The sequence below is a fragment of the Corynebacterium sp. LaCa_282 genome (genome assembly GCF_057198125.1).
Genome location: NZ_CP191095.1, coordinates 1209001 through 1232332, shown reverse-complemented (window position 1 = coordinate 1232332; position 23332 = coordinate 1209001). Strand labels below are relative to the sequence as shown.

Below are 23332 nucleotides of genomic sequence, written 5' to 3'. Positions count from 1 at the left end.
GCTGGTCATTGGTCTCATTAACGCTATCACTTTAGGGCCTCTGGCTAGCTTTGGTGGCGAAGCACGGGCAGTGTCGTTATCGTGGGCAGTGTTGCCGGTTAGGGCAATGGTTAGATGAAGTAAACAGCGAAAGGATTAGCAATGGGTATCTTTGACAAGGCAAAGGAAGCACTGAACTCCGAAAAGGGCGAGGAAGTTACCAAGGAAGGCTTGGACAAGGCCGAGGACTTTGCCAAGGACAAGCTGGGCGAGGACAAGGCAGACCAGGTGGACAAGGCCCGCGATGCCATTGATGACAAGCTCGGCACCAATGACGACGGTGACGACGAGAACAAGTAGTTCTCGCCCTAGTTTCTAATTAAATATCGCTTAAGCCCCGTTCCAGACAGGAGCGGGGCTTAAGCCTATGTCTATGGCCGATTTTTCTGGAATACGCGGTCCGATTGGACTGGTGAAAAATGCGCTTTTTAAATCCAACCCTGAGTTTGGGCTTTCGTCGCAGCCTCATAGCGATTATTTGCATCGGTTTTTGTCATGATACTGGAGACGACGTTGCGTACACTGCCTGGACTAAGATGCACTTTGCGCGCCAGTTCTGAGGAAGTCACCCCAGATAATAAAAGCCGCGCGATTTCTCGTTCCCGGGGTGTGAGCGGGTTGTCCGGGGTAAAAAGACTTTCTCGTGCTAAGGCAGGATCGATCACCCGCAGCCCAGCCTTTACTCGGCGAATTGCCTCCGCGAGTTGTTCTGGGGGAGTGTCTTTGACTATGAATCCAGCGATGTCAGCATCAATAGCACGTTTTACATAGCCGCCACGGCCAAAAGTAGTAACGATGAGGCATTTGCATGGACCGCCGGAGAGCTCTTCAGCTACGTCTAGACCGCTCTTTCCAGGCATCTCAATATCGAGTAGAGCTACCTCCACATTGTGCTTGGCAACGAGCCCTGCAACCTCGTTGCCCGTTGCGCATTGAGCAACTACCTCGATATCTGGTTCGGTAGCTAGGAGAGCGACAAGGGCACCGCGAACCAATGATTGATCCTCCGCGATGAGGATGCGGATGGGTGGAGATGTATCAGCCATCGGACTCCACTTCACTGTCTAAGGGTAGTAACTCAGTATCACCATTCATAGTAATCAGCGCTACGGTGCGGTCGTCCTTCCTCATAATAATCAACTTTCCGCCGCTGTCCTTCATTCGCTTGTGCAGCCCGTGTAGCCCGCCACTTTGGTACTGCTTTTTCGGATCGAAGCCGCAACCGTCGTCTACGACTTGGAGCTTATTTTGGGTTATGCTAACCCAGCAGTTCTGTGCTCCTGAGTGGCGAATAACGTTAGTGGTGAGCTCACGTAATGCCCAGGAAAAGGCGGCGTCATAAAGTCCTACGGCTTGGACGTTGGCAGGAAGATGCGCTTGAATCCCTGTAGTATCGAATGCTCGTCGTGCTGCCTGAACTTCTCCTTCGAAGGTCGGCATACGCATCCGGGTAACTGTGGAGCGGACTTCTGCCAAACTCTTACGGGAAAGGTCACTTATTTCTTGAAGCTCGTTTCGAGTTCGAGTTGGATCTACGTCTACTAGCCGCTGTGCCAACTCAGATTTTAAATTGATGACGGTAAGCGAGTGACCGAGCAAATCATGGACGTCTGTGGCAATGTCTTCACGTTGGCGAGCGAGATCGAGTTGATGCTCTAAATCCGTGCGCGAGTCTTCTCTTTGAGACATTGTGCCTAGCAACACCAGCAAAATTGGCCAGCCGAATATCACAATGAATGTCCCTAAGAGGTCCTGCGAATCGACGCTCCATAAGGCACCTGTGACTACGAGTCCGGTAAGAAGTACCCATAATAATGCCCGACGCAACGGTAATTGAAACCCGAGGAAAGCAGCTAGATAGGGCACAAACGTCGTAGCATAAACTCCGAAGAAGGGTATGGAGATAAGTGCTATGAGCGCTAAGGCAGACCACCGAGCGGCCAAGCGATAACGTAAGTTCCAGCCCCGCGGGTAGTAAGTCACTGAACCAAAGCTGAAGAAATATAGGGCGCTGAAAGCGATAACACAGGCAGTGGAACCTAGGCGCTGCGTAGCGTCCACACCAGGCTGAGCGAAACTGAGAATTAAGCCGAAGAGCAGAAATATAAGCCAAACGCTAGCAAACACCGCATTATTTGTAGCGAATCCCTTGAAGGGCGAATGGAATGAATCCATTACATTCGTGATTTGTCGCGGTGGAGCAGCATTGCGCAGGCTCCGACGAAAATTGCGGTCCATACGGCGAAGTTTAGTCCCGCGCTCCACAAGGAATGGTTAACCGTGCCATCGGCATCATTGAGCAGTTGCATCCCTTCTGCCAACGGCCATTGAGCCAGCACTACTGGGCCAAAAAGGGGTGTAAAGCGGGCAAACGCCATAAGTGAGGAAGATAGGGGGATAAAGACATTGGCGGCGAACAGCAGGAGGACAATAGAGGAAGAAGCAATGGCCACGGAGTTATCCGTCGGTAAAGCAAGTGCCCATATCATCCCATATAAGCCAAAGGGAATAGAGACAACAACGCACGCAAGAAAGGACAGAACCCATTGGTGGGGCTCCATGTCAGCTTTAGTTAACGCACCAGTGAGAAACACTGCTGCAATGGGGAGCAGAGCTTGCAATGCTATGGAGGTGATATTCGCCCAGAAGATCTGGTGAGGGCGCAGCGGAGTAAGCGCTAGTTGGCGTCTCCAACCGGATCGAGCATCAGTGACTGAAGCAGCAGCGGCTCCCACCGCACCGGCGACGCCGCCGTACAGGGCCATGCTGATCATTTGGAGAGCTGCAAAGTTACCGTTGTGAATGGGAAGGTTGCCAAAGTCCATTAGTGTGCCGAAAAGTAAATAGAAAAATACCGGCAAAATGGTGGTGAAAAATAGCGGGGCGAGGTTGCGGCGTAGCCGGAGGAAATTGTACCCAGCAAAACGCATTGTGTTACTAAACCCAGGCGCGGTGGAACTATTAGACATGGTTGGAATCTTTCGTTTGGGGGCTAGCGGGAGGAGAATTGGGTTAGCTGTGCTCATCGGTGAGCGCGAGGAAAGTATTTTCCAGACTATGAGCTCTAATGGTGAGGTCATAGGCGCCTGTGTGGTTAAGAAGATGGCGGGCCAGCGAATCCGAATCTGAGGTAGTCATTTGAAGGTGATCTCCAGTGCGGGTGACATCAGTTACGTCCGGTAGCGAACTGACTGGAGGAATACTGCCGTCAAATTGGGCCGTAATTCTTCGGACCCCGCCACGGCTACGTATGTCAATTACCTTGTCATCGGCCACAACTTCCCCTTTGTGCAAAAGCACTATCCTTTCAGCAAAATTGTCTGCTTCTTCGAGATAGTGAGTCGCGAAGAAGATGGTGCGCCCGAGCTCAGCCTGGTGCTGCATAGACGCCCAAAAGTCCCGGCGAGCGCCTGGATCCATACCGGCAGTCGGCTCGTCAAGGATGAGAATCTGCGGGTCACCTAGGAGCGCCAGCGCGAATCGAAGACGTTGTTGCTCGCCACCAGAGCACTTGCCTACCCGTCGAGACAATATCGGTTCTAAGTTGGTGTGATGTGCAACCTCGCCAATGTCTAGGGGCTGGGCAAAGGTAGCGGAAATCATTTTTAAAGTATCGCTTACGGTGAGGTCAGGGAGAAGACCTCCGGATTGAAGCACCGCTGCTAGCTGTGCGTTGTTGATCGCTTCCTGGGGGCTTTTGCCTAGGACTGTGACAGTGCCGGAAGATGGTTCGGTAAGCCCCAAGATGAGGTCAATGAGTGTGGACTTTCCAGCGCCGTTGGTACCTAGCAACGCTACGATTTCCCCGGGGGCGATGGAGACTGATACGTCATTAAGTGCTCGCACTGAATGCGAGGAATTTGCTGCGAAGACTTTTTCTACGTCGCGTACTTTAATCGCTGGTGAGGAAATTGAGCTTGGGGTGCGTGTCGTTTTCATGTTTTGCACTTAACCAGGCTTGTGTTCGTAATAGCAGGAACTGTGTCACTAGGTTTCCATGACAATTGTCATCGGTGGATGCGTTAAGCTAGCTGGGTGCTTACTACTCTCGCATCCGCAATCGTCTTATTCATCGTCACCAATATCGACGATATCGTTGTTCTCTCGCTATTCTTTGCCCGTGGCGCGGGCAGGAAGGGCACGACTAAAACCATCCTTTTGGGCCAGTACCTGGGATTTTTGGGGATCCTCGCGGTCTCCGTGGCACTTGGTCTGGGACTTAGCGCCATCCTTCCGGAAAACTGGATTCGCTTTTTCGGGCTTATTCCCCTGGCCATTGGCCTCTGGGCAGCCTGGGAGGCTTTTCGCGGGGAAGACGACGATGACGTTTCTGGAAAGAAGCTCAGTGTCGCTGCGGTAGCCGGGGTCACGTTTGCCAACGGCGGCGATAATATCGGTGTGTACCTGCCGGTATTTACCACGTCTGCGCCGGCAGACATCGCGGTGTACTGCATCGTATTCCTCGTTTTGGTCGCCGGCCTTGTAGCGGCCGCGAAGTTCGTGGCCACCCGGCCAGCCGTAGCAGAAGCACTAGAGAAGTGGGAGAGCGTTTTATTCCCCACGGTGCTTATCCTGCTTGGTCTCGCCATCCTATTTGCGGTGTAGATACAGAAAATCCCACGGCCGTGGAGGTGATTCCATAGCCGAGGGACAATTTGTCGGGCTAACAGGATTTGAACCTGCGACCCCTACACCCCCAGTGTAGTGCGCTACCAAACTGCGCCATAGCCCGGCGTCGCATTATTTGTTGCGACTGCCCTAGATTACATCAGGATAATTCCACAGTGAAATCTAGGCCGTGACCTGCATTAAAGCTCGCCGGTGGAATAGACCCAAGCGCCATTAAGGCGCCGGAAAGATGATCGCTCCCGCTGGGAGCCCACTGCCTCGCCCTTGTAGAAGGCCTCAAATTCCACGATGCCTTCATCGTCTACAAGACCACCTCGCTCGGTATCGAGGATATCGAGGCGGTAGAACCTGATGGGGGAGTCAGCCAAGTCCAATGAGCCCGGCCGAGTCACCGGATCCCAGGTGCGCAGGAGGTAGTCCTCATCGCCGCTGACGAAGGCGCTAAACCGCGAACGCATCAAGGCCTCGGCGGTGGGAGCTTTGGCACCGGCATGGTACTTGCCGCAGCATTCGCCAAAGCTCAGCCCGCTCGTGCAGGGGCAGCGGCGGGAACCGGCGATGGGGTTGAGGGCCACCATTAGTTGGCGTCCACGACATCGGTGATGGTGGCGCCGGCGGCCATGCGCTCGACATCGGTATCACGCGCGGCTGCGCGCAGTGCATCGACATCGGCAGAGCTCAAGGAGCCTTTTAGTTCGATGCGGCGCTCGAAGGAGGTGGTACCGGTTTGGGTGATGGTCACGTGGACATCATCAAGCGCAAGCTTCTTGCCAGCCTCCTTGATGGCCTGGGTGGAGGCGGCGGCCAGGGCCGACATGAGCAGACCCGTTGCAGTAAAGCCCTTGCCCTTGCCGCCTTCCTTTTTGGTGCGGTCCGCGGTCACGGAGTGATCATTGTGGCGCACCACGACGCCAAATTTGGTGCCGGTAGCTGGACGTGCAACGGCGGCATCCGTGCCCACTTCCTCAGGTTCATAGTCGGGAACGATAAACTGCCGCGACCAAGCACCGATCAGATCAGCGGCGCGGGCCGCCGTACCCTGTTTCGTGAGCAGGTGATCGGCCTTATCCAACGAGACGAGGGACTTGGGGTAGCGGGTCATGCGGAAGATATTTTGCGCATTGTCGATGCCCACCGTTTGGTCGATGGGGGAATGCAGGGACAAGAGGGGCTTGCGCAACCGCGGTAGATATTCTTCCGGATTGGTTTCTGCCAAATCCTCCAGGAATTTGCGCGAAATGGTCAGGGCCCTGCCGCCCAAGACGACCTCGACCTCACCATTAGCGTCTACCTCACCGATCTTATCCGCGTAGTGTAGCACGGAGTGCGCGGGATCGAAGGGGGCGCCGATGGTGGCCACGGCGCGAATCTTTTTCATTGCCGTGGCGGCCTTGAGCACCGCTGCGCCGCCCAAGGAGTGACCAACGAGCATCTGTGGTGCGGAATAGTGTTCTTCTAGCCAGTCCGCGGCGGCGCGGATATCGTCGACATTCTGGTTAAACGTGGTGTCCGCGAACTCGCCTTCTGATTGCCCCAAACCGGGAAAATCAAAGCGCAAGGTGGCGATACCGAATTCCGTTAATTGCTTCGAGGTGCGGGCCGCGCCAGGGGTATGGCGCGAGCCGGCAAAGCAATGCGCGAAGACGGCGAAGGCGAGAGGGGGAGCATCAGGAAAGTCGATGGTTCCTGCCATCTCGGTTCCTCGGCTGGACGGCAGCTTAACATTGACGGATTGCATGGCACCTACAATAACGGCCCCATAAGTTCCAAGCCAGATGAGGTTGACTAGAGTCGTAGGCAGCCAGCCCCTAAAGGAGGAATTGTCGTGGGAGCATTCGATTGGTTCTGGAAAGCGATGGGCTCGCAAAGCGAGCGAAACGATAAGAAATCCAAGGCCATCGTGGATGAAGCTCGCTCCGCCGCGGAGAAACTCGCACAGAGCGACGATGCTGCCGTGGCTCAAGCCGCCCGCGATGCGGTGCGCGGCGGCGAGGTCGCAGACAAGGCGCAATTCCTCGGCGCCTTGGCTGTAGCGTGCGAACGCACCTTGGGCCTGCACCCATTTACCGTGCAATCGCAGGCGGTACTGCGCCTGCTTACCGGTGATGTGATTCAAATGGCTACCGGTGAGGGCAAGACTCTCGTCGGCGCGATGGCCGCAACGGGTTTCGCGCTGACCGGAAAGCGCGTTCACGTCGTGACGGTCAATGACTACCTAGCCAGCCGCGATGCCGAATGGATGCGGCCCGTCGTGGAATTTTTTGGCCTTCAGGTAGCTTCTGTGACGGAGGGCATGAGCGCGGATGAGCGCCGCGCGGCTTATTCGCAGAATATTATTTACGCCCCCGTCAATGAATTGGGCTTTGACCTATTGCGCGATAATCAGATCACCGAACGCGCACAGACGGTGCAGGCTCCTGGCGATGTCGCCTTGGTGGACGAGGCCGATTCTGTCTTGGTGGACGAGGCCCTCGTGCCGCTGGTGCTCGCCGGAAATCGCCCAGGTGAGGCGCCCACGGGGCAAATTACCAATGTGGTCTCCCGACTGCGGGAGAACCACGAGTACGTTATCTCGGATGATGGGCGCACGGTGCAGCTTACCGATGTCGGCGCAGCCCGCGTAGAGCGAGAGCTTGGCATCGATTCCCTTTATTCCGAGGACACTATCGGTACCGTCCTAGTCAAGGTCAACTTGGCGCTGCACGCAAAGGCGCTGTTGATCCGCGATATTCACTACATCGTGGTGGACGGCAAGCTGCAGCTTATCGATGCCTCCCGTGGCCGCGTCGCCGATCTGCAACGCTGGCCCGACGGGCTGCAGGCCGCGGTAGAGGCCAAAGAGGGCTTGGAAGTCTCAGAGGGCGGGCGCATCCTCGATACGATTACCCTGCAAGAACTCATGCGCCGGTACCCGCTGGTCTGTGGAATGACGGGTACTGCGGTAGAGGCCACCGACCAGCTGCGGCAATTTTATGACCTGCACGTCTCCGTCATCGACCGGAACAAGCCCTTGCGGCGCTTCGATGAGCAGGACCGTATTTTTGCCACCATAGGGGAGAAGTCGGCGGCCATCGTCGAAGAAATTGCCCGCCTGCACGAGGCTGGTCAACCGGTGCTCGTGGGAACCCAAGACGTGGCGGAATCAGAAAATTTGGCTGAGGCCTTGCGCGAACGCGATATCGAAGTCAACGTGCTCAACGCCAAAAATGACCGCGAAGAAGCACAGATTGTTGCCGAAGCAGGCGATATTGGGCGGGTAACTGTCTCCACACAAATGGCCGGCCGCGGTACCGACATCAAGCTCGGTGGTGCCGATGAGGCCGACCACGATGAGGTGGCCGAGCGCGGCGGCCTTGCCGTGATCGGAACCTCTCGGCACCGCACCGCGCGGCTCGATAACCAGCTGCGTGGGCGTGCAGGGCGGCAAGGGGACCCAGGCTTGGCCCTGTTTTTCGTCTCGCTGGAAGATGATGTGGTGCAACAAGGCGGCGCTGGGGAAAAGGTCAGTGCGCAACCTGGCCCTGGCGGGCTCATCGAATCCAAACGGGTGCAGGACTTTGTGGCCCATTGCCAGCGGGTAACAGAGGGCCAATTGCTAGAGATTCACGCGCAAACCTGGAAATATAACCAGCTCTTGGCGGACCAGCGCATCATCATCGATAAGCGCCGTGCAACGCTATTGGATACGGACCAAGCCTGGCAGGAACTAGCCGAGCGCGCCCCAGAGCGGGCGAGCGAGCTTGCGGATATCCCGGAGGCGGCGCGCATCCAGGCGGCGCGCGAAATCATGCTGTATCACCTAGACATGGGCTGGGCCGATCACCTCGAGCTGCTCGATGATGTGCGCGAATCCATTCACCTGCGCGCCATCGCGCGCGAGACCCCGATCGATGAATATCACCGCATTGCGGTGCGCGAGTTTAAGGACTTGGCGCAGCGGGCGGTGGATCAGTCAGTAGAGACCTTCAGACAGGTGCCTATTGACTCTGAGGGGGCACACCTTGCAGACTCAGGATTGAACCGTCCAAGCGCAACGTGGACCTATATGGTCTCTGATAACCCCCTTGCGGGGCAGGGAAATTCCGTGTTGAGCGGCATCGGAAACATTTTCCGGTGAAATAATTGCCCACTGAGAGATCACAGACTCGGAAGAGTCGCTATTATTGGTATAAGTAACTCAAAACTAATCCCCGGAGGTAACAATGAGCGAGAACACCGGAACCCCGGAACCACAGGTGGAGACCACCTCTGTATTCCGCGCTGACCTGCTCAAGGAAATGGAAAATGGCACCAAGGGAACCGATACCTCTGCGGTAGGTACGGAAAACTTGGAAGATGGCCAGGCGTTGCTCGTCGTCAAGCGCGGCTCCAACGCCGGTGCCCGCTTCTTGCTTGACCAGGACACCACCACGGCGGGGCGCCACCCGGAGGCAGATATCTTCCTGGATGATGTCACCGTTTCCCGCCGCCACGCTGAATTCCGCAAGAATGATGAAGGCCAATTCGAGGTTGTAGACGTGGGATCCTTGAACGGCACCTACGTCAACCGCGAGCCGCGCAATTCGCAGTCGCTCGAGGTTGGAGATGAGATTCAAATCGGTAAATTCCGCCTCGTATTCATCACCAAGCAGGACTAAAACTGCAGCAGACAAACCGTTTTGCCGTCCTTGGTTAAAGCGGTTTAGTCTCCTTTTTATATCCAACGACTACTGAGACACTTTTAAAGAGATAGACACAGTGAGCGCAGCAGAATCCGCGGCGGCATCAGCTCGCCGCAAGAGCCCGAACACGAAGAAGGCTAAGACCATGTCCATTGGCGTGGTCTTAGAAACGCTGAATCAGCAATTCCCTGATGTCACTGTGTCTAAAATCCGCTTCCTCGAATCAGAGGGGCTGATTTCTCCCCAGCGCACTGCCTCCGGCTACCGCCGGTTCACGCAGGAAGACGTGGATAGGCTGCGCTATATCTTGACCACACAGCGGGATAACTACACCCCGCTCAAGGTCATTCGCGAGCAGCTGGAAGCAATGGATTCCGGCCAGGTCACCGCCATTGTTTCTGCTGGCAATGCGGAGACCTTGCTGTCCCCGCAGCAGTTCAAAGCACCCGCGGTAACGCGCCTGACCGATGCCGAGGTAGCAGAGCAGGCGGGGGCATCGGAGGCGGATATTGCCTCTTTTATCAAGGACAAGCTGATTAAGCCGGATGCCGCAGGATTTTTCAATACCGATGACGTGGCCATTGCCTCTGCCGCAGTTGCACTGCAGGCTTTTGGCTTTAGCTCTAGCCAGCTGAAGTCCCTGCGCAATAGCGCCCGCCGCCAGGCGGATTTAATCTCCCAAGTCGCAGCCCCCGTAGCGCACTCGAATTCCGATACCGCACACCAGCAGGCAGAAGAACTATCCCAGCAGATGACGGCGCTAGTGGTTTCCTTGCATGCCACCTTGGTAAAGACGGATTTGCGCCACGAATTTAACGCCTAACTCACCATGGCCGCCTCCCGTGTGGGAGAGTGGTAGCTATGAGTGATGTAACCCTTGAATTTCACGGCATTCACCAGCTTGGGCCAGAAGATGATGTCTGCGCACTGCTGCGTTGGCCCGAAGAAAATCGCCTCATTCCCGTCTGGCTTTCGGCCGTAGACGGAATCCAATTGGCCGCCGTTTTTGCTGACCAGCGCCCGAACCGCCCCACGACCCACGATCTTCTGTGCGAGGTCTTGGAGGCTGCAGGTGGCGTCGAAGCCATCGAGATTGTCAACCATCATCAAGGCACCTTCATGGTGGATATTCAGACCGCGCAAGGTGAAGTTTTTGATGCGCGTGTAAGCGATGCCTTGGCGGTAGCCGAGTACTTTAAGGTGCCCATCGTTGCCGAATCTGCGCTCTTGGCGCAGGTATCCGTCTTCGCCAGCGAGGACGACATCAAGGAATACTTCGACCTCGAGCTTCCTACCCCCACGCAGGACTGGGAAGACAGCGATGCCTCCTCCGCCGAGGAAAGCACCTCTGCATCCGGAAACGCGCAGGCCGATGCCGATTTCGAAGAGATGATGCGCAGCCTTGGCATGGATGAATCCGATTTCCACACGGGGGAAGAAGACGAAAAAAATTAATGACACGCGTGTGACTAATGGTGACAATGTGGTTTTTAAAGTCTAAAGTTGTACTCGAAGGTTAAGCAAGCACCGCTTGACGAGGGTGTGCGCTTGGCATTTAATTGATCTTTAGAGCTTCCAACAAACCCCATTGGAGTAATTACGTGAGCATCACCGAGGACACTCAGTCCGAGTCCCAGTACGTCCAAGAATCCCTTTTTGATGTGGGACCGGACGAAGAAGTGGGGTACCGCGTGCCCATCGCTTGCCAGGTTGCTGGCATCACCTACCGCCAGTTGGACTACTGGGCACGCACCAACCTGGTCAACCCCTCCATTCGCACCGCCCGCGGCTCGGGCTCGCAGCGCCTATATTCTTTCAAGGACGTCTTGGTCCTCAAGATTGTCAAGCGCTTGCTCGATACCGGAATCTCCCTGCAGAACATCCGCTTGGCCGTGGAATCGCTGCACGACCGCGGTGTCAATGACTTGGCGGAACTCACCCTCGTCTCTGATGGCACTACCGTGTACGAGTGCCGCTCCAATGATGAGGTCATTGACCTTCTCGCCGGCGGCCAGGGCGTCTTTGGCATCGCAGTGCCGGGAATCTTGAAGGAACTGTCCGGCACGATTACGTCCTTCCCCGCAGAGCGCGCCGAGGAATTGCCCGATGACAACGTGGTTGGCTTGGATGAGCTCGCCGCTCGCCGCAATCGCAAGAGCTCCTAAGTCCTCTTAATAGGTTCTCCCTCCAGACCCCAGCTCACGGGGGTGGAGGGAGAATTTTTTGATTAAACCCCGGCAGCCTTGTCCATTGCCGCGTTGAGGTCTTCCTGCGTGCCTGCATCGACACTGGTGAAGTTGTCAGCGGCGTTCTTTAGCTCTTCATCGATTGCCCCTGGGCCCACGTGGACGACGGATAGCTCTACGTTGTCTGACTTCGCGCCGTCAAGAGCGGCAGAAAACTGAGCATCGTCCATATCGAGCTCGGTGCCCGTTGTCACGAGGAGCACCCGTGCCTTCCGATTGGTACCGGCGGCCTGATCCGCAGCGGTGTTCAGCGCGGCAATTGTGGCGCTGCGCGATTGCGGCACCCCACCGGTGCCGAATGCCGCGAGCGTATCCGGAACCGCAGCGCCATTGCCGAATCCGAGGTTATCGCGGTAGCCCACCGTGGCGGCTTCCGAGATAGGAGACGAATAGTTCCAGAGGGCAACCTGGCTATTATTCTGGCTCAGCTTTCCTGCGGTGCCCGAAAGCGCTTGTTGCGTTGCATCAAACATCGCGGTCATATTCGCGGAAGTATCAACAAGAAGGAGGGTATTGGGCGCCATTTCCACGGTGGAAGAGGCAGCCGGGGAGCTAGAATCTTTGGCGCCGTTCTCCTCTGAAGGCTTCGCAGCATCGGTGCTCGTCGTAGCAGGAGTAGAGGAGGGGACCGCGGTACTGCTTTCTACAGCGGATTCGGAGGTGGTCTCGGCGGCCGTAGTGTCGTTGGAGTCATCGCCTCCACGCATTAAGAAAACCACCAGTGCAATGACGGCAAGGATCGCGATGATGGCAACCGCGACAACCCATCCGGCGATCGCGAATTTGTTTTCCCCGTTTGAGTGCCGTGCCATGTAATGCCTTTCTCCGAAGTCTCCCGAGCCAGCGCGTGATGCGCTTAATCTAGTGTATCTGGGAGTAAGCCGTTTCCATTACTGCGACAAGCCGCTCGCGCAGCGGTTTGGCGCGCTGGGCCAAGCCGCGTTGACGATTGACGTATATTGCCTTTCCCTCCGGCGTTTCAATGGGCACTACCCCAAGGCCCCAGTCGCGGCAATCGTACGGGGAGGCCTCCATGTCAAGGATGCGGGCATCGATAGCCAGATCCAGGCAATCGAGGAAGAGATCACCTGGGACCAAGGGCCCCAGCTTCCATGCCCATTTATAAAGATCCATGCTCACGTGCACGCAGCCTGCCTGGTCGTTGGCTGGTTGATCCTCGCGGTGGAGCACCGTCAGATTGAGCGGGCGCGCCGGCGGAGTAAAGAAACGGAAGGCATCATAATGCGAGCACTTGAGGGAGTGAGTATCCACGACGTGGTTGGTCCCTTCGGCGCCTAAGCGCAGCGGGAGATCGTGGCGCGGGGAATCGGTGTGGTAGACCATCGCCCATTCATGCAGGCCAAAGCAATCAAAGTGCGCCGGGTTGGTAGAAGAGCGCCGCAGTAAGTCCAGAATATAGTCGACGGAGCTGCCGCGCCGTTTCATGTAGGACTCCACGTCCACGGTGATGCCATCCGCGGTTTCGTGGTAATCGCGCCAGTTAGCCTGCGGCGCGTTTCCCGCGAGCGCCGTGTCGATGCCCGGGTGCCAACGCTTCAGATGCGACGGGCGGACAGGGTAGTACTCAAAGAGGAAATCAAATACGGGATGATAAGTGCCGGGATGGCGAAACCGCTCCAGGCGGTCCGTTGCCCGCCGCTCGTGCTCATCCATGCGGGCGGTCCAGTCAGCGGTAGATAAAACCTGCACGGGCCTATCCTCCTTTCTATTGCGCCAGCGCTTAACGACGCCGCCCCTTACCCCTCCTGGCACCACCAACCGGTTTCTTCTGCTGGCGTGGGGGTTGTTTCTTTTGTTGCTGGCCCGAGCCGTGCGAACCGTCTTGGCCCGGCGGTGGAAGGGCCGGTCCGTGCGGTTTGCGGGCACCGGTGACCGTGCGCAGCTCGGGAGCGCCGGCCGGGTTATCGCGGTGGGAAATATCGTGTTCGGTTGCGTCCACACCGGCCTTTTTGATGAGCGCAGCTACTTCTGAGCGCTGTTCATCGGTGACCAGGGTAACCACCGTGCCTGTTGCGCCGCCGCGCGCCGTTCGTCCGGCGCGGTGCAGGTAGGCCTTGTGTTCTGCCGGTGGATCCACGTGGACGACGAGGGAGACGTCTGCGATATCGATGCCGCGTGCTGCGATATCGGTGGCAACGAGGACGGGAATGGAGCCATCGGCAAAGCCGGAAATGGCGCGGGTGCGCGCGCCTTGGCCCTTATCCCCGTGGAGTGGATAGGCGTTGATGCCGATGCGCCTTAGCTTTTTCACCTGCCTATCCACGCCGTGCTTGGTTCGCATGAACATAATGGTCTTGCCCGCGCGTGCGGCGATGCGCATAACCACCTCGTTGCGGGCGGGGCGATCGCCGACGAAAAACAGGTGGTGCGACATCGATTCCACCGCCGCGGTCACCGGTGCGGTGGAATGGACTACGGGATCGTGCAGGAATTGCTCGACCAGCTTATTGACGTCCCCGTCGAGGGTCGCCGAAAACAGCAACCGCTGACCGGTGGGCGGGGTGTAGTTTAAGAGCTTGCGCACTTGGGGAAGAAACCCCATATCGGCCATCTGGTCCGCCTCGTCCAAAGTGGTGATCTGCACCTTGTCAAAGGACAACTTGCCTTGGGCGATGAGATCCTGGGCGCGACCAGGTGTAGCGACCAAGAGATCCACTGGGCGCGCCAAAGACCGGATGTGGTGGTTGATATTGACGCCGCCAACCACCGCGAGGACGCGCAGCCCTAATGCGGCGGCGGGCTCATCGAGGCGTTGTTGGATCTGCGTCGCCAACTCGCGGGTGGGGGCGAGGACGACCGCACGGGGGTGGCCGGGGGTCGAGGCACCCGAGCCAGCCAATCGGGCCAGCGTGGGAAGCCCGAAGGTAAAGGTCTTTCCGGATCCGGTAGGCCCGCGGCCGAGTACGTCCTTGCCCGCAAGTACATCCGGGATGGCTGCGGCTTGGATGGGAAATGCTTCCGTGATTCCTTGGTCGTTCAAAACGTGAACCACGCGCTGAGGTAAGCCGAGTTCGGCAAAAGTAGTCATCGTTGGGCAATTCTAACTGGTGGGTGCGCAAAATTCCGCATCGGCCAGCGCACGATTAGGCACCCTCTTTATGAGTGAGAAATGCCATAGCAAAAATAGGGCTCTACTTTAGGTATTTCACTGGTTATTACCTAACGTGGAAGGTGGTGCTGGGAAGCACACACGATTTATTCCTCCACTCACCGGCCCATCCCAGGGCCACAACGAACTGTTAAGGAGTCGTCTCCATGGCTCAAGCACAAGCATCCACAGCCAGTTCTTCTTCCCACTCCTCGCCGCAGGAATCTACCGAACCCACGAAAAAGGAGAAATTTCACCTTGATGCCGTGTGGTTCGCGCTGGCCTTCCTGGCCCTCGCGGCCGTCTTACTTATCCCGATCCCGGGACTCGACTGGCCCGCTAAAGTGGCCCTAGGCATGCTGGCCTTCGCGGTGATCATGTGGGTGACCGAGGCCGTGAGCTATCCGGTGAGCGCACTGTTGATCGTCGGCCTTATCTCCCTACTTTTGGGGCTCGGGCCGGATCCAGAATCCGATGGTATCTATGGCACCTCTAATGCCCTCAAGGTCGCGATGGCAGGATTTTCCTCGTCTGCGGTAGCGCTTGTGGCCGCGGCGCTGATCTTGGCCGGAGCGATGCAGGCTACGGGCCTGCACAAGCGGATTGCGCTGTACGTGCTGAAGATCGCGGGGGAGAAGACCTCCCACATCGTTATCGGCGCCATCGCGATCGCCATCATCTTGGCCTTCTTCGTTCCCTCTGCCACCGCGCGTGCGGGCGCCGTGGTGCCTATCTTGCTCGGTATGGTAGCCGCCTTCGGCTTGTCCTATGAGTCGAAGCTGGGTGCCCTACTCGTCATTACCGCAGCGCAGGCCGTCTCGATCTGGAATGTAGGTATTAAAACCGCAGCCGCACAAAACCTCGTGGCGGTGGGATTTATTGAGGATCAAATGGGGCAGTCGGTCTCCTGGGGGCAGTGGTTTATTTGGGCCGCGCCCTGGTCCATCCTGATGTCCGTCGCGTTGTACTTCATCATGCGCGCCGTCATCAAACCGGAAACGGAGCGCATTGAGGGAGGAAAGGAGCTCATCGCCAAGCAGCTAGAGGACCTTGGGCCCACCTCACCGGAAGAGAAAAGGCTCATCGGGTTTTCCCTCCTCCTGCTCTTTTTCTGGGCCACGGAGGGGCTTCTGCACCCGATTAGCTCGGCCGTCATTACCGCGGTGGCCGTCGCCTTGATGCTGCTGCCCAAGATCGGCGTATTTACCTGGCCAGAGGCGCAGAAGTCCGTGAGCTGGGGTACCCTCATCGTCTTTGCCATTGGTATTTCCCTTGGCTCCTTCCTGCTGGATACTGGCGCTGCCACGTGGCTATCAGAAAAGACCTTCGGATTGATGGGGCTGGATTCGCTGCCGATTCTGGCAACGATTGCGCTGGTATCGCTATTTAATATCCTCATCCACTTGGGCTTTGCCTCAGCGACGTCGCTGGCCTCCGCACTCATCCCGGTCTTTATTGCCTTGGCCTCCACGCTGGATGTGCCCAACGGCGGCATCGGCTTCGTGGTCATCCAACAGTTCGTCATCTGCTTCGGATTCTTGCTGCCTGTCTCGGCGCCGCAGAACATGCTGGCCTATGGCACCGGTGCCTTTAGCACCAAGCAATTCCTGCGCTCCGGTATCCCGCTGACCATTGTCGGGTACCTGCTCATCCTGCTGCTGTCTGCCACCTACTGGTCGTGGCTGGGCTTGGTCTAAATCCAGAGACGAAAAAGGGGAGGGCCTGCACCGTGCAGGTCCTCCCCTTTTATTTGCAGTACTTAGTCCGTCTGCGTCAGGCTGCGGTCGCCGGACCACTCGACGTGGAAGGTGCCCGGCTTATCGGTGCGCTTAAAGGTGTGTGCACCAAAGAAATCGCGCTGGCCCTGGATCAGGGCGGCGGGCAGGCGCGTGGCGCGCAGGCTGTCGTAGTAGGACAGCGAAGAGGCAAAGACCGGAGCGGGCAGGCCCATCTGGGTTGCGGCGACGACGACGCGGCGCCACGGTTCGATGAGATCTTCCAGCTCGCCCTTGAAGTAGGGATCCAAGATGAGGGCGGGCAGCTCTGGGTTGTTATCAAATGCCTCGCGGATGCGGTCCAAGAACTTAGCGCGGATGATGCAGCCGCCGCGCCAGATGGTGGCTAGGTCACGCGGATCGACATCCCAACCGAATTCGGCGGAACCGGCCTTGATCTCATCGAAGCCCTGGGAGTAGGCGATGAGCTTGGCTGCGTAAAGGGCCCGGCGAACGTCTTCGATGAAGGCATCCTTATCGATGTCGAAGTTCGCGTTCGTGCCTGCCGGAAGCTGGCCCTCCTGTGCGGCGGCGCGCTGCTGGCTCGAAGAAGACAGTGCGCGGGCAAAGACGGACTCGGCAATGCCGGTAATTGGCACGCCCAATTCGAGGCCGTTGATGGCGGTCCAGCGGCCGGTGCCTTTCTGGCCGGCGGCGTCCAGGATGACATCGACAAGCGGGGCGCCCGTATCCGGATCCTTCTGGGCGAGTACCTCGGCGGTGATCTCAATGAGATAAGAATCCAAGTCGCCGGAGTTCCATTCCTTGAAAATCTCCGCGATTTCGGCCGGCTCCATGCCCGCGCCGTAGCGCAGCAGCTGGTAGGCCTCGCCGATGACCTGCATATCGGCGTATTCGATGCCGTTGTGAACCATTTTGACGAAGTGGCCGGCGCCATCCGGTCCAATGTGGGTCACGCACGGGGTGCCATCCACCTCGGCGGCGATGGACTCCAGGATGGGGCCCAAGGTCTCCCAGGACTCGGCCGGACCACCAGGCATGATGGACGGGCCGTTCAAGGCGCCTTCCTCACCGCCGGAAATGCCCGCACCCACGAAGTGCTTACCGCGCTCGGCCACTTCCTTTTCGCGGCGAATGGTATCCGTAAACAGCGCATTGCCGCCATCGATGATGATATCGCCGTCATCCATGGCATCGGCAAGCTGATCGATGACCGCATCGGTGGCCTTGCCCGCCTGCACCATGATGATGGCCTTGCGGGGGCGCTCCAAGGAAGCGACGAAATCCGCGATGGACTCGGAAGGAATAAAGTTTCCTTCGTTACCGTGGGCCTCAATGAGGGCGTGGGTCTTTTCCGGGCTGCGATTATAGACGGCGACGGTATTGCCATTGCGGGCAAAGTTGCGAGCTAAGTTGGAGCCCATTACCGCTAGGCCGACAACACCAATGTGCGCAAGTTCGTTCTTTTCAGTCATGGTGCCTATCCTACGTCACCGCCTCACTTTCGCCGCGCTGGCGGTTAAGCTTGAAGACTATGTCAGATACCCAGATACTCAATGACTTGCTTCATACCGCGCACACGCGCCTGCTCAACGAGGAAGAGCTGGAGAAACTAAATTCCGTCAACGGCGGGCTTGCCGAGTTCATCGGCCTTACCTTCGACCGCGTTGGCCCAACCGAGGCCCGCGCGCGCCTTACCGTGACTCCTCAGCATCACCAGCCGTGGGGCGTGGCCAATGGCGGTCTTTATTGCACCATCGCGGAATCGGTCGCCTCCATCGCCAGCGTGGCCGCCGCGGATGCCCCAGCGATGGGGGTCAATAACTCCACGGACTTCATCAAGGCGACAGGTAAGGGCGAACTGGAAGCGGTGGCCACCCCCATTCAATTGGGCACGCGGACCCACGTATGGAGCGTAGAAATGCGCCAGGGAGACACCCTGGTTGCACGCACCACGCTGCGCACGATGATTATGGATAAGCGCAGCTAGAGCCAGTGGTTCTTCCGGAACCACGCCCACAGGCCGCCAACGACAGCGACCATGATGATGATTGCCATGGGATAGCCAAAGGCCCAGTGAAGCTCCGGCATGATATCGAAGTTCATGCCGTAAATACCGGCGACGAGGGTCGGCGCGGCCCACATGCCGACGACCGCGGAGATGGTGCGCATATCCGAGTTTTGCTGCATGGTGACCTTGGCCACCGAGGCATCGATAAGCGAGGTCAGGCGTTCATCGAAGCTGGCGACCAAGTCATTGACCACGAGCTCGTGGTCATAGACATCGCGCAGGTAGGACCGGATCTGCTTAGAGATGAGATCCTTGTGATCCGAGACCATCGCCTTTAGCGCCGCAGAAAGCGGATAAATGGCGTGCTTCATCTCCAAGACTTCGCGCTTGAACATATAAATGCGGTCAACATCGAATTTCAGGTTCGGGGTAAAGATTTCCTCTTCGAGTTCATCGACTTCATCGCTAATCAGGCGGGCGACCTCGGAGTAGCGGTCCACCATCATGTCCAGGATCTTCCAAGCCATGGCGACGGGCCCGAGCTCCACCAGGTCCTGCTCGTCTTCGACCGTGTAGGCCAGATTGGGCAGCTTCGCACCGTGGCGAACGGTAATGATGAAGTTAGAGCCCATAATCATCTGGATTTCGCCCGTGGAAATGATCTGGCGCTTATCTTTCACCTCATCGTGGTCGCGGTAATTCACCGAGCGGGCCACCACAAAGAGCTGGTCATCGTAGCGCTCCAGCTTCGGACGCTGGTGGGCCATGACGGCGTCTTCCACGATGAGCTCGTGGATGCCAAATTGCGAAGCGATCTTCGTCATCTGGGATTCATAGGGCTCATGCAGGCCCACCCAGACGAACCCGCGGCCGTATTCCGCCACGGTTTCCAAGGCGGAATGCGCGGAATACTCGCCGGGCAGGGCCTCACCATCGACGAAGACGCGGCAGTGCTCAATGGCGCGCTCCGCGGGAACCGGCGGGAAGGAGGGCTGACTAGGAGGCGTGGATTTCTTTCGGCCCCTAAAGGGCGTGGGTACGGACGGCATCGTTTCAGCCTCCTTTGCACGGTAGTGCGGATAGTAACGCAATCAAGTAGTAAAACGCGCCACGTTTTACGCAGCGGGTAAAGCTTACACCGACGGTGGGTAATATAATCGAATCTATGCCTACGTGGAAAGAAGTTACCGAAGCCAATCCCGCCCACTCCCATAATTTCGCCCGCAAATGGAAGATGCTTGAGGCGCAGGGCAAAGACATTCATGGGGAGGCCCGGCTTGTCGATGCCATGGTGGAGCGCAATTCCACCATCCTCGACGCCGGCTGCGGAACCGGCCGCGTCGGCGGGGAATTGCTACGCCGTGGTCACAGCGTGGTGGGCATTGACGTGGACCCCATTTTGATCGAGCACGCTGAACATGACTTCCCCGACGGCGAGTGGTTCGTCGGGGACCTGTGCACGGAAGAAGTTCCTGAAGGCCCCTTCGACCTTGCGGTTTCTGCGGGAAACGTCATGGGCTTTTTGGCCGTAGACGGCCGCGAGGAAGCCCTGCAGAATATTTTTAACTCGCTCGCCCCTGGCGGACGCTTCGTCACCGGCTTTGGGGAAGGCCGCGGCTGGGACTTCCAGGACTTCCTCGATATGGCGCAAAAGGTGGGCTACCGCGTTGACTTCACGTTTTCTTCCTGGGACATGAAGCTATTTTCGGAGCACTCCACCTTCTTGGTTGCCGTGCTATCTCGACCAGGCGCGGACTTATTGGCTTAAGGCCTTAAAAGCGCCGGTCTGCTTGGTCGAAGAAATCGACCTCGTGGATGCTGGCGCTGATAAAGGCGCGCTCGGCGCGGGTCCGAGTGGCCTCATCCGCCGTTTTCAGGTTGGCCTCTACAATCTTGATGCTCTCGCGCACCCCGGCGAGGAAATCTTCGCCGCCGTACACCTCCAACCAGGCATGGTAGGGGTGATCGGGCGAGTCGAATTCCGCCAAGTGCAAACCCACCTCTGCATACAGCCAGTAGCAGGGAAGTACTGCGGCGATGCCCACGGCATAATCATCGGTGTGCGTGCTGCGGATGAGAAAATCCGTGTAGGCACTGGTTACCCGCGACGGCGCCGTAGTAGCCGAATCCTTCAGCCACCCGCGGTGCAGTTCAGCTTCCTCCGCGAGGCACTCGTAGGCGCCCTGCGCCCAGTGCAATTGCTGTGCGGTATCGGGCGCTTGGCTGGCCAGGCGAGCCAAGGCCTTCGAATAAGACGCTAGGTACTGCGAATCCTGATCAAGGTAGAAACTAAAAGCATCATTAGCGAGCGCACCGGAACCCAGCTTCTGAATAAAAGGCAGTGCCTTTATCTGCTCCCAGTGCTCCGCTGCGATATTCCACAGGCGCTGCGTGTACGGGCCTGCGGCCGCAACGCGCGGTTGTTCTGGATTTTCTACTTCTTCTAAGGCTCCGGCCAAGTGAGGAAGCGGTACTGAGGACGCAGCCCGCATCATACGTTGCGAGCGATGTAGGTGATCTACTGGCCCGCTGCCTTTACCAACGGCCAGCGCATCCGCATGAGCAATCGCCTCATGCAGCCAATCTGTCGACCACTCTAGGGCGGTGGCGGCATCATCGCCTGCGCCTAACCTCGTTGCTAGGGCAGAGGAGAGGGAGCATCCAGTTCCGTGGGTGTTTTTGGTCTGCACTCGGGCCGATTCCACGCGGTGAACCGTGCCATCGCCGGTGACCACGGCGTTATCGGCAATCGGCGAGTCAAGGTGCCCGCCCTTGACGATGACCGCCGTATCCGCCTCAGCGGCCCACGCCGTAGCCACCTCGATGGCACGGTCCAAATCCGTGGCTTCCTCCGTCTGTGTCAGTACGGCCAGCTCCTTGAGGTTGGGTGTGATGACATCAGCGCGGGAGCATAGCTCGCGCACCGCCTTTTCTGCCTCGGGGGCCAAAAGCCGGTCGCCGCTGGTGGCCACCATGACCGGATCCAAGACCACGGGGACGGACGGGTCGATGCGGTCGAGGAACGCGGCTACGAGGTCGGTGATGTCGGCATCGGCAAGCATGCCGATTTTGATGGCGTCGATGTCTACGTCCTCGCGGACGGAGTCCAGCTGCTCCTGGAGGAAGTCCAGCGGCGGGACGTGGACGCTGCGCACACCCTGGGTGTTTTGGGCCACCAGCGCGGTGACCACGTTCATTCCATATCCGCCCGCGGCGGCGATGGACTTCAAATCAGCCTGGATGCCGGCTCCGCCCGTAGGGTCGGTTCCAGCAATCGAGAGAATTCGGGGATAGGTTCCTTTAGCCACGGTAGGCCTCCTTTAGATTGTGTGCGGCAGCTGCCGGGTCATCGGCAGCCATGATGTCGCTGACCACGCAGATCCCTGCGAAATCGCTTCCTGATAGTTCGTGGGCATTGTGTGCTTTGATGCCACCGATGGCAACGGACTCGATGCCGCGTTCGCGCGCCGCGGTGGCAAGGTGCCTAGCGGCCTCGGCGCCGATTCCCGCGGGTGCATTCTTCTTGGTCGCCGTCGAGTGAACTGGGCCGATGCCAATGACATCGGGGGCCTCCTGCGGGTCAATGGCGTCCAGCTCTTCCCGCGTGCCCACCGAAAGCCCGATGAACTTATCAGGGCCGAGCAGCGCGCGGGCCTGGGAGAAGTCCATATCGTCTTGGCCAATGTGCAGGTGGCAGCCCACCTTGGCCGCTACCTCGACGCGGTCATTGATAAAGAGCGGTACGTCGCCCAAGACCTTCATGAGCTCGCGGGCGGTAGCCTCGACTTCCTCGTCGCTGGCCTCCTTATCGCGCAATTGCACGACGGTAGCCCCACCACGCACCGCCTCTTGCACGATGGGGACTACGTTGTCCCGCCCGCCGGCGAGCTTAGGATCGGTGATGAGATACAGCGTCCAATCGATCTTCATGCTAGCCCCGCAACGTCCGCGACCTCGGAGGCAGAGATGCGCTCTTCGATGGCGTCAGTGGTGAGCTCATGCAGCGCATCGAGCCAGGCAACCGCAAAGGAGCCAGGTGACGTGGATTTCTCAGCGGCAACGCTGCCCGCGGCCCCTACATGCGCATGCGCGGCGACGATAGCCGCGAATGGATCCTCCCACGCTGCTAGGTAAGCCGCGCAGATAGCGCCAAGCGAACACCCAGTGCCGATGACGTTTTGCAGCATCGGGTGCCCAGACTCGAGGCTTACCGCACGCGGCCTTTCGCCTGCCTGAACGATGAGATCCGTGGGGCCAGATACGCCAATAACGGCCCCAGTCTCGCGGGAAAGTTTGAGTGCAGGTTCCAGCGCCGCCTCCACGCCATCGGTGGATTCCACTCCGCGACCGCCGGCTCCGGTTCCGGCCAAGGCTATGATCTCGGAAGCATTGCCGCGAATCGCCGTCGGGCGCTGCGGCAAGACTTCATGCATAAATTCGGTGCGCTTTTCCAGCCCACCCGCACCGACGGGGTCAAGGACCCACGGGGTTCCTGCCGCGGTCGCACCGGCGATGGCCTCGCGCATGCCGGCGTATTGCTCGGAATTCGGGGTTCCGCAATTGATGAGCACGCCGCTGGCGATCTTCGCAAAATCTTGCGACTCATCTGGAGTATCTACCATTGCTGGGCTGGCGCCGATGGCCAATAGCGCATTGGCAGAAATATTGCTGACGACCTTATTGGTCAAGCACTGAATAAGTGGAGCGGTATCGCGCACCGCATCGTGGGCACGCAGAAATGATAAGTCCACAACAATCCCTTCGCTAGTTCTAACTAAGTGCAGGTTCGATGGGTTTTTCTCAGCCACGGTACGTGGCACCCCATGTTGTAATGTCCAAGCCTAACAAAAATGGGAAAATAGGAACGAAAACCACAAAAGCCGCCGCCCACAGCCCCGAAG

General features: G+C 58.1%; 24 protein-coding genes, 1 tRNA gene and 1 riboswitch. Of the genes, 10 read left to right on the top strand and 15 right to left on the bottom strand.

Features of this window, described 5'->3' with window-relative positions; all coding sequences use genetic code 11:
* Positions 1-141 precede the first annotated feature (141 nt).
* Positions 142-339, top strand: coding sequence for an antitoxin (locus ACP8KU_RS05775; RefSeq protein ID WP_023028787.1), 198 nt, complete (start codon positions 142-144; stop codon positions 337-339).
* A gap of 128 nt (positions 340-467) precedes the next feature.
* Here the strand turns inward: ACP8KU_RS05775 and ACP8KU_RS05770 are convergent, their stop codons facing one another.
* From ACP8KU_RS05770 to ACP8KU_RS05755, 4 genes are all read right to left on the bottom strand, one after another.
* On the bottom strand, positions 468-1085 hold the full coding sequence (locus ACP8KU_RS05770; protein WP_005282866.1) for a response regulator transcription factor: 618 nt from the start codon (positions 1083-1085) through the stop codon (positions 468-470).
* The gene (locus ACP8KU_RS05765) at positions 1078-2214 is read right to left on the bottom strand and encodes a sensor histidine kinase (protein WP_284609494.1); all 1137 of its coding nucleotides are present in this window, start codon (positions 2212-2214) and stop codon (positions 1078-1080) included. The genes ACP8KU_RS05770 and ACP8KU_RS05765 overlap by 8 nt, the downstream gene beginning before the upstream one ends.
* Positions 2214-2969, bottom strand: a complete 756-nt coding sequence (locus tag ACP8KU_RS05760; RefSeq protein WP_084539259.1) for an ABC transporter permease — start codon at positions 2967-2969, stop codon at positions 2214-2216. Before ACP8KU_RS05760 ends, ACP8KU_RS05765 begins: the two co-directional genes overlap by 1 nt.
* An 82-nt stretch (positions 2970-3051) precedes the next feature.
* On the bottom strand, positions 3052-3978 hold the full coding sequence (locus tag ACP8KU_RS05755) for an ABC transporter ATP-binding protein (protein WP_023028790.1): 927 nt from the start codon (positions 3976-3978) through the stop codon (positions 3052-3054).
* Positions 3979-4074: 96 nt separating this feature from the next.
* Here ACP8KU_RS05755 and ACP8KU_RS05750 point away from each other — a divergent pair, with 96 nt between their 5' ends.
* Positions 4075-4644 (top strand): cadmium resistance transporter, encoded by a 570-nt coding sequence (locus tag ACP8KU_RS05750; RefSeq protein WP_126318999.1) that lies wholly within the window; start codon positions 4075-4077, stop codon positions 4642-4644.
* Positions 4645-4697: 53 nt separating this feature from the next.
* On the opposite strand, the gene ACP8KU_RS05745 is transcribed toward ACP8KU_RS05750, so the two are convergent.
* From ACP8KU_RS05745 to ACP8KU_RS05735, 3 genes are all read right to left on the bottom strand, one after another.
* Positions 4698-4771, bottom strand: a tRNA-Pro gene (locus ACP8KU_RS05745).
* 76 nt (positions 4772-4847) lie between these two features.
* A complete protein-coding gene (locus tag ACP8KU_RS05740; protein ID WP_023017534.1) occupies positions 4848-5246 on the bottom strand; it encodes a YchJ family protein in 399 nt (132 codons plus the stop codon).
* Complete coding sequence (locus tag ACP8KU_RS05735) at positions 5246-6406, bottom strand: bifunctional alpha/beta hydrolase/OsmC family protein (RefSeq protein ID WP_484484137.1); 1161 nt, start codon at positions 6404-6406, stop codon at positions 5246-5248. The genes ACP8KU_RS05740 and ACP8KU_RS05735 overlap by 1 nt, the downstream gene beginning before the upstream one ends.
* Before the next feature lie 87 nt (positions 6407-6493).
* Between ACP8KU_RS05735 and secA2 the strand changes: the two genes are divergently transcribed.
* The 5 genes from secA2 to ACP8KU_RS05710 all read left to right on the top strand — a co-directional run bounded on the left by secA2 (position 6494) and on the right by ACP8KU_RS05710 (position 11494).
* Entirely contained in the window at positions 6494-8785 is a 2292-nt protein-coding gene (secA2, locus tag ACP8KU_RS05730; RefSeq protein WP_484484136.1) for an accessory Sec system translocase SecA2, read from the top strand.
* 85 nt (positions 8786-8870) lie between these two features.
* Positions 8871-9305 carry an oxoglutarate dehydrogenase inhibitor Odhl gene (gene odhI / locus ACP8KU_RS05725; protein WP_484484135.1) on the top strand — a complete coding sequence of 145 codons (435 nt, stop codon included), beginning with the start codon at positions 8871-8873 and terminating at the stop codon, positions 9303-9305.
* A gap of 100 nt (positions 9306-9405) precedes the next feature.
* Positions 9406-10152 carry a transcriptional regulator FtsR gene (gene ftsR / locus ACP8KU_RS05720; RefSeq protein ID WP_023017530.1) on the top strand — a complete coding sequence of 249 codons (747 nt, stop codon included), beginning with the start codon at positions 9406-9408 and terminating at the stop codon, positions 10150-10152.
* 38 nt (positions 10153-10190) lie between these two features.
* Positions 10191-10784, top strand: a complete 594-nt coding sequence (locus ACP8KU_RS05715) for a bifunctional nuclease family protein (protein ID WP_005282879.1) — start codon at positions 10191-10193, stop codon at positions 10782-10784.
* Between the two features lie 146 nt (positions 10785-10930).
* Positions 10931-11494, top strand: a complete 564-nt coding sequence (locus tag ACP8KU_RS05710; protein WP_484484134.1) for a MerR family transcriptional regulator — start codon at positions 10931-10933, stop codon at positions 11492-11494.
* A gap of 62 nt (positions 11495-11556) precedes the next feature.
* Here ACP8KU_RS05710 and ACP8KU_RS05705 read toward each other — a convergent pair whose 3' ends face one another.
* The 3 genes from ACP8KU_RS05705 to ACP8KU_RS05695 all read right to left on the bottom strand — a co-directional run bounded on the left by ACP8KU_RS05705 (position 11557) and on the right by ACP8KU_RS05695 (position 14624).
* On the bottom strand, positions 11557-12387 hold the full coding sequence (locus ACP8KU_RS05705; protein WP_023028795.1) for a vWA domain-containing protein: 831 nt from the start codon (positions 12385-12387) through the stop codon (positions 11557-11559).
* A gap of 49 nt (positions 12388-12436) precedes the next feature.
* Complete coding sequence (locus ACP8KU_RS05700) at positions 12437-13249, bottom strand: 3-methyladenine DNA glycosylase (RefSeq protein ID WP_484484157.1); 813 nt, start codon at positions 13247-13249, stop codon at positions 12437-12439.
* Between the two features lie 67 nt (positions 13250-13316).
* Complete coding sequence (locus tag ACP8KU_RS05695) at positions 13317-14624, bottom strand: DEAD/DEAH box helicase (RefSeq protein WP_484484133.1); 1308 nt, start codon at positions 14622-14624, stop codon at positions 13317-13319.
* Positions 14625-14851: 227 nt separating this feature from the next.
* On the opposite strand from ACP8KU_RS05695, the gene ACP8KU_RS05690 reads away from it, so the two are divergent.
* Entirely contained in the window at positions 14852-16381 is a 1530-nt protein-coding gene (locus ACP8KU_RS05690) for an SLC13 family permease (RefSeq protein ID WP_023017520.1), read from the top strand.
* Between the two features lie 62 nt (positions 16382-16443).
* Here ACP8KU_RS05690 and gndA read toward each other — a convergent pair whose 3' ends face one another.
* The gene (gndA, locus tag ACP8KU_RS05685) at positions 16444-17895 is read right to left on the bottom strand and encodes an NADP-dependent phosphogluconate dehydrogenase (RefSeq protein ID WP_484484132.1); all 1452 of its coding nucleotides are present in this window, start codon (positions 17893-17895) and stop codon (positions 16444-16446) included.
* 59 nt (positions 17896-17954) lie between these two features.
* Here gndA and ACP8KU_RS05680 point away from each other — a divergent pair, with 59 nt between their 5' ends.
* Positions 17955-18410, top strand: a complete 456-nt coding sequence (locus tag ACP8KU_RS05680) for a PaaI family thioesterase (RefSeq protein ID WP_284622880.1) — start codon at positions 17955-17957, stop codon at positions 18408-18410.
* On the opposite strand, the gene corA is transcribed toward ACP8KU_RS05680, so the two are convergent.
* Complete coding sequence (gene corA / locus ACP8KU_RS05675) at positions 18407-19480, bottom strand: magnesium/cobalt transporter CorA (protein WP_005279244.1); 1074 nt, start codon at positions 19478-19480, stop codon at positions 18407-18409. The genes ACP8KU_RS05680 and corA overlap by 4 nt on opposite strands.
* A gap of 116 nt (positions 19481-19596) precedes the next feature.
* On the opposite strand from corA, the gene ACP8KU_RS05670 reads away from it, so the two are divergent.
* Complete coding sequence (locus tag ACP8KU_RS05670; RefSeq protein ID WP_484484131.1) at positions 19597-20199, top strand: class I SAM-dependent methyltransferase; 603 nt, start codon at positions 19597-19599, stop codon at positions 20197-20199.
* Between the two features lie 4 nt (positions 20200-20203).
* Here the strand turns inward: ACP8KU_RS05670 and ACP8KU_RS05665 are convergent, their stop codons facing one another.
* The 3 genes from ACP8KU_RS05665 to thiM form a co-directional block, all read right to left on the bottom strand.
* Entirely contained in the window at positions 20204-21739 is a 1536-nt protein-coding gene (locus ACP8KU_RS05665; protein ID WP_484484130.1) for a bifunctional hydroxymethylpyrimidine kinase/phosphomethylpyrimidine kinase, read from the bottom strand.
* Positions 21732-22361, bottom strand: a complete 630-nt coding sequence (thiE, locus tag ACP8KU_RS05660; RefSeq protein ID WP_484484129.1) for a thiamine phosphate synthase — start codon at positions 22359-22361, stop codon at positions 21732-21734. Before thiE ends, ACP8KU_RS05665 begins: the two co-directional genes overlap by 8 nt.
* Positions 22358-23182 (bottom strand): hydroxyethylthiazole kinase, encoded by an 825-nt coding sequence (gene thiM, locus ACP8KU_RS05655; RefSeq protein WP_484484128.1) that lies wholly within the window; start codon positions 23180-23182, stop codon positions 22358-22360. The genes thiE and thiM overlap by 4 nt, the downstream gene beginning before the upstream one ends.
* A riboswitch (TPP riboswitch) is annotated at positions 23170-23265 on the bottom strand. Its footprint overlaps the gene before it by 13 nt.
* Positions 23266-23332: the final 67 nt, after the last annotated feature.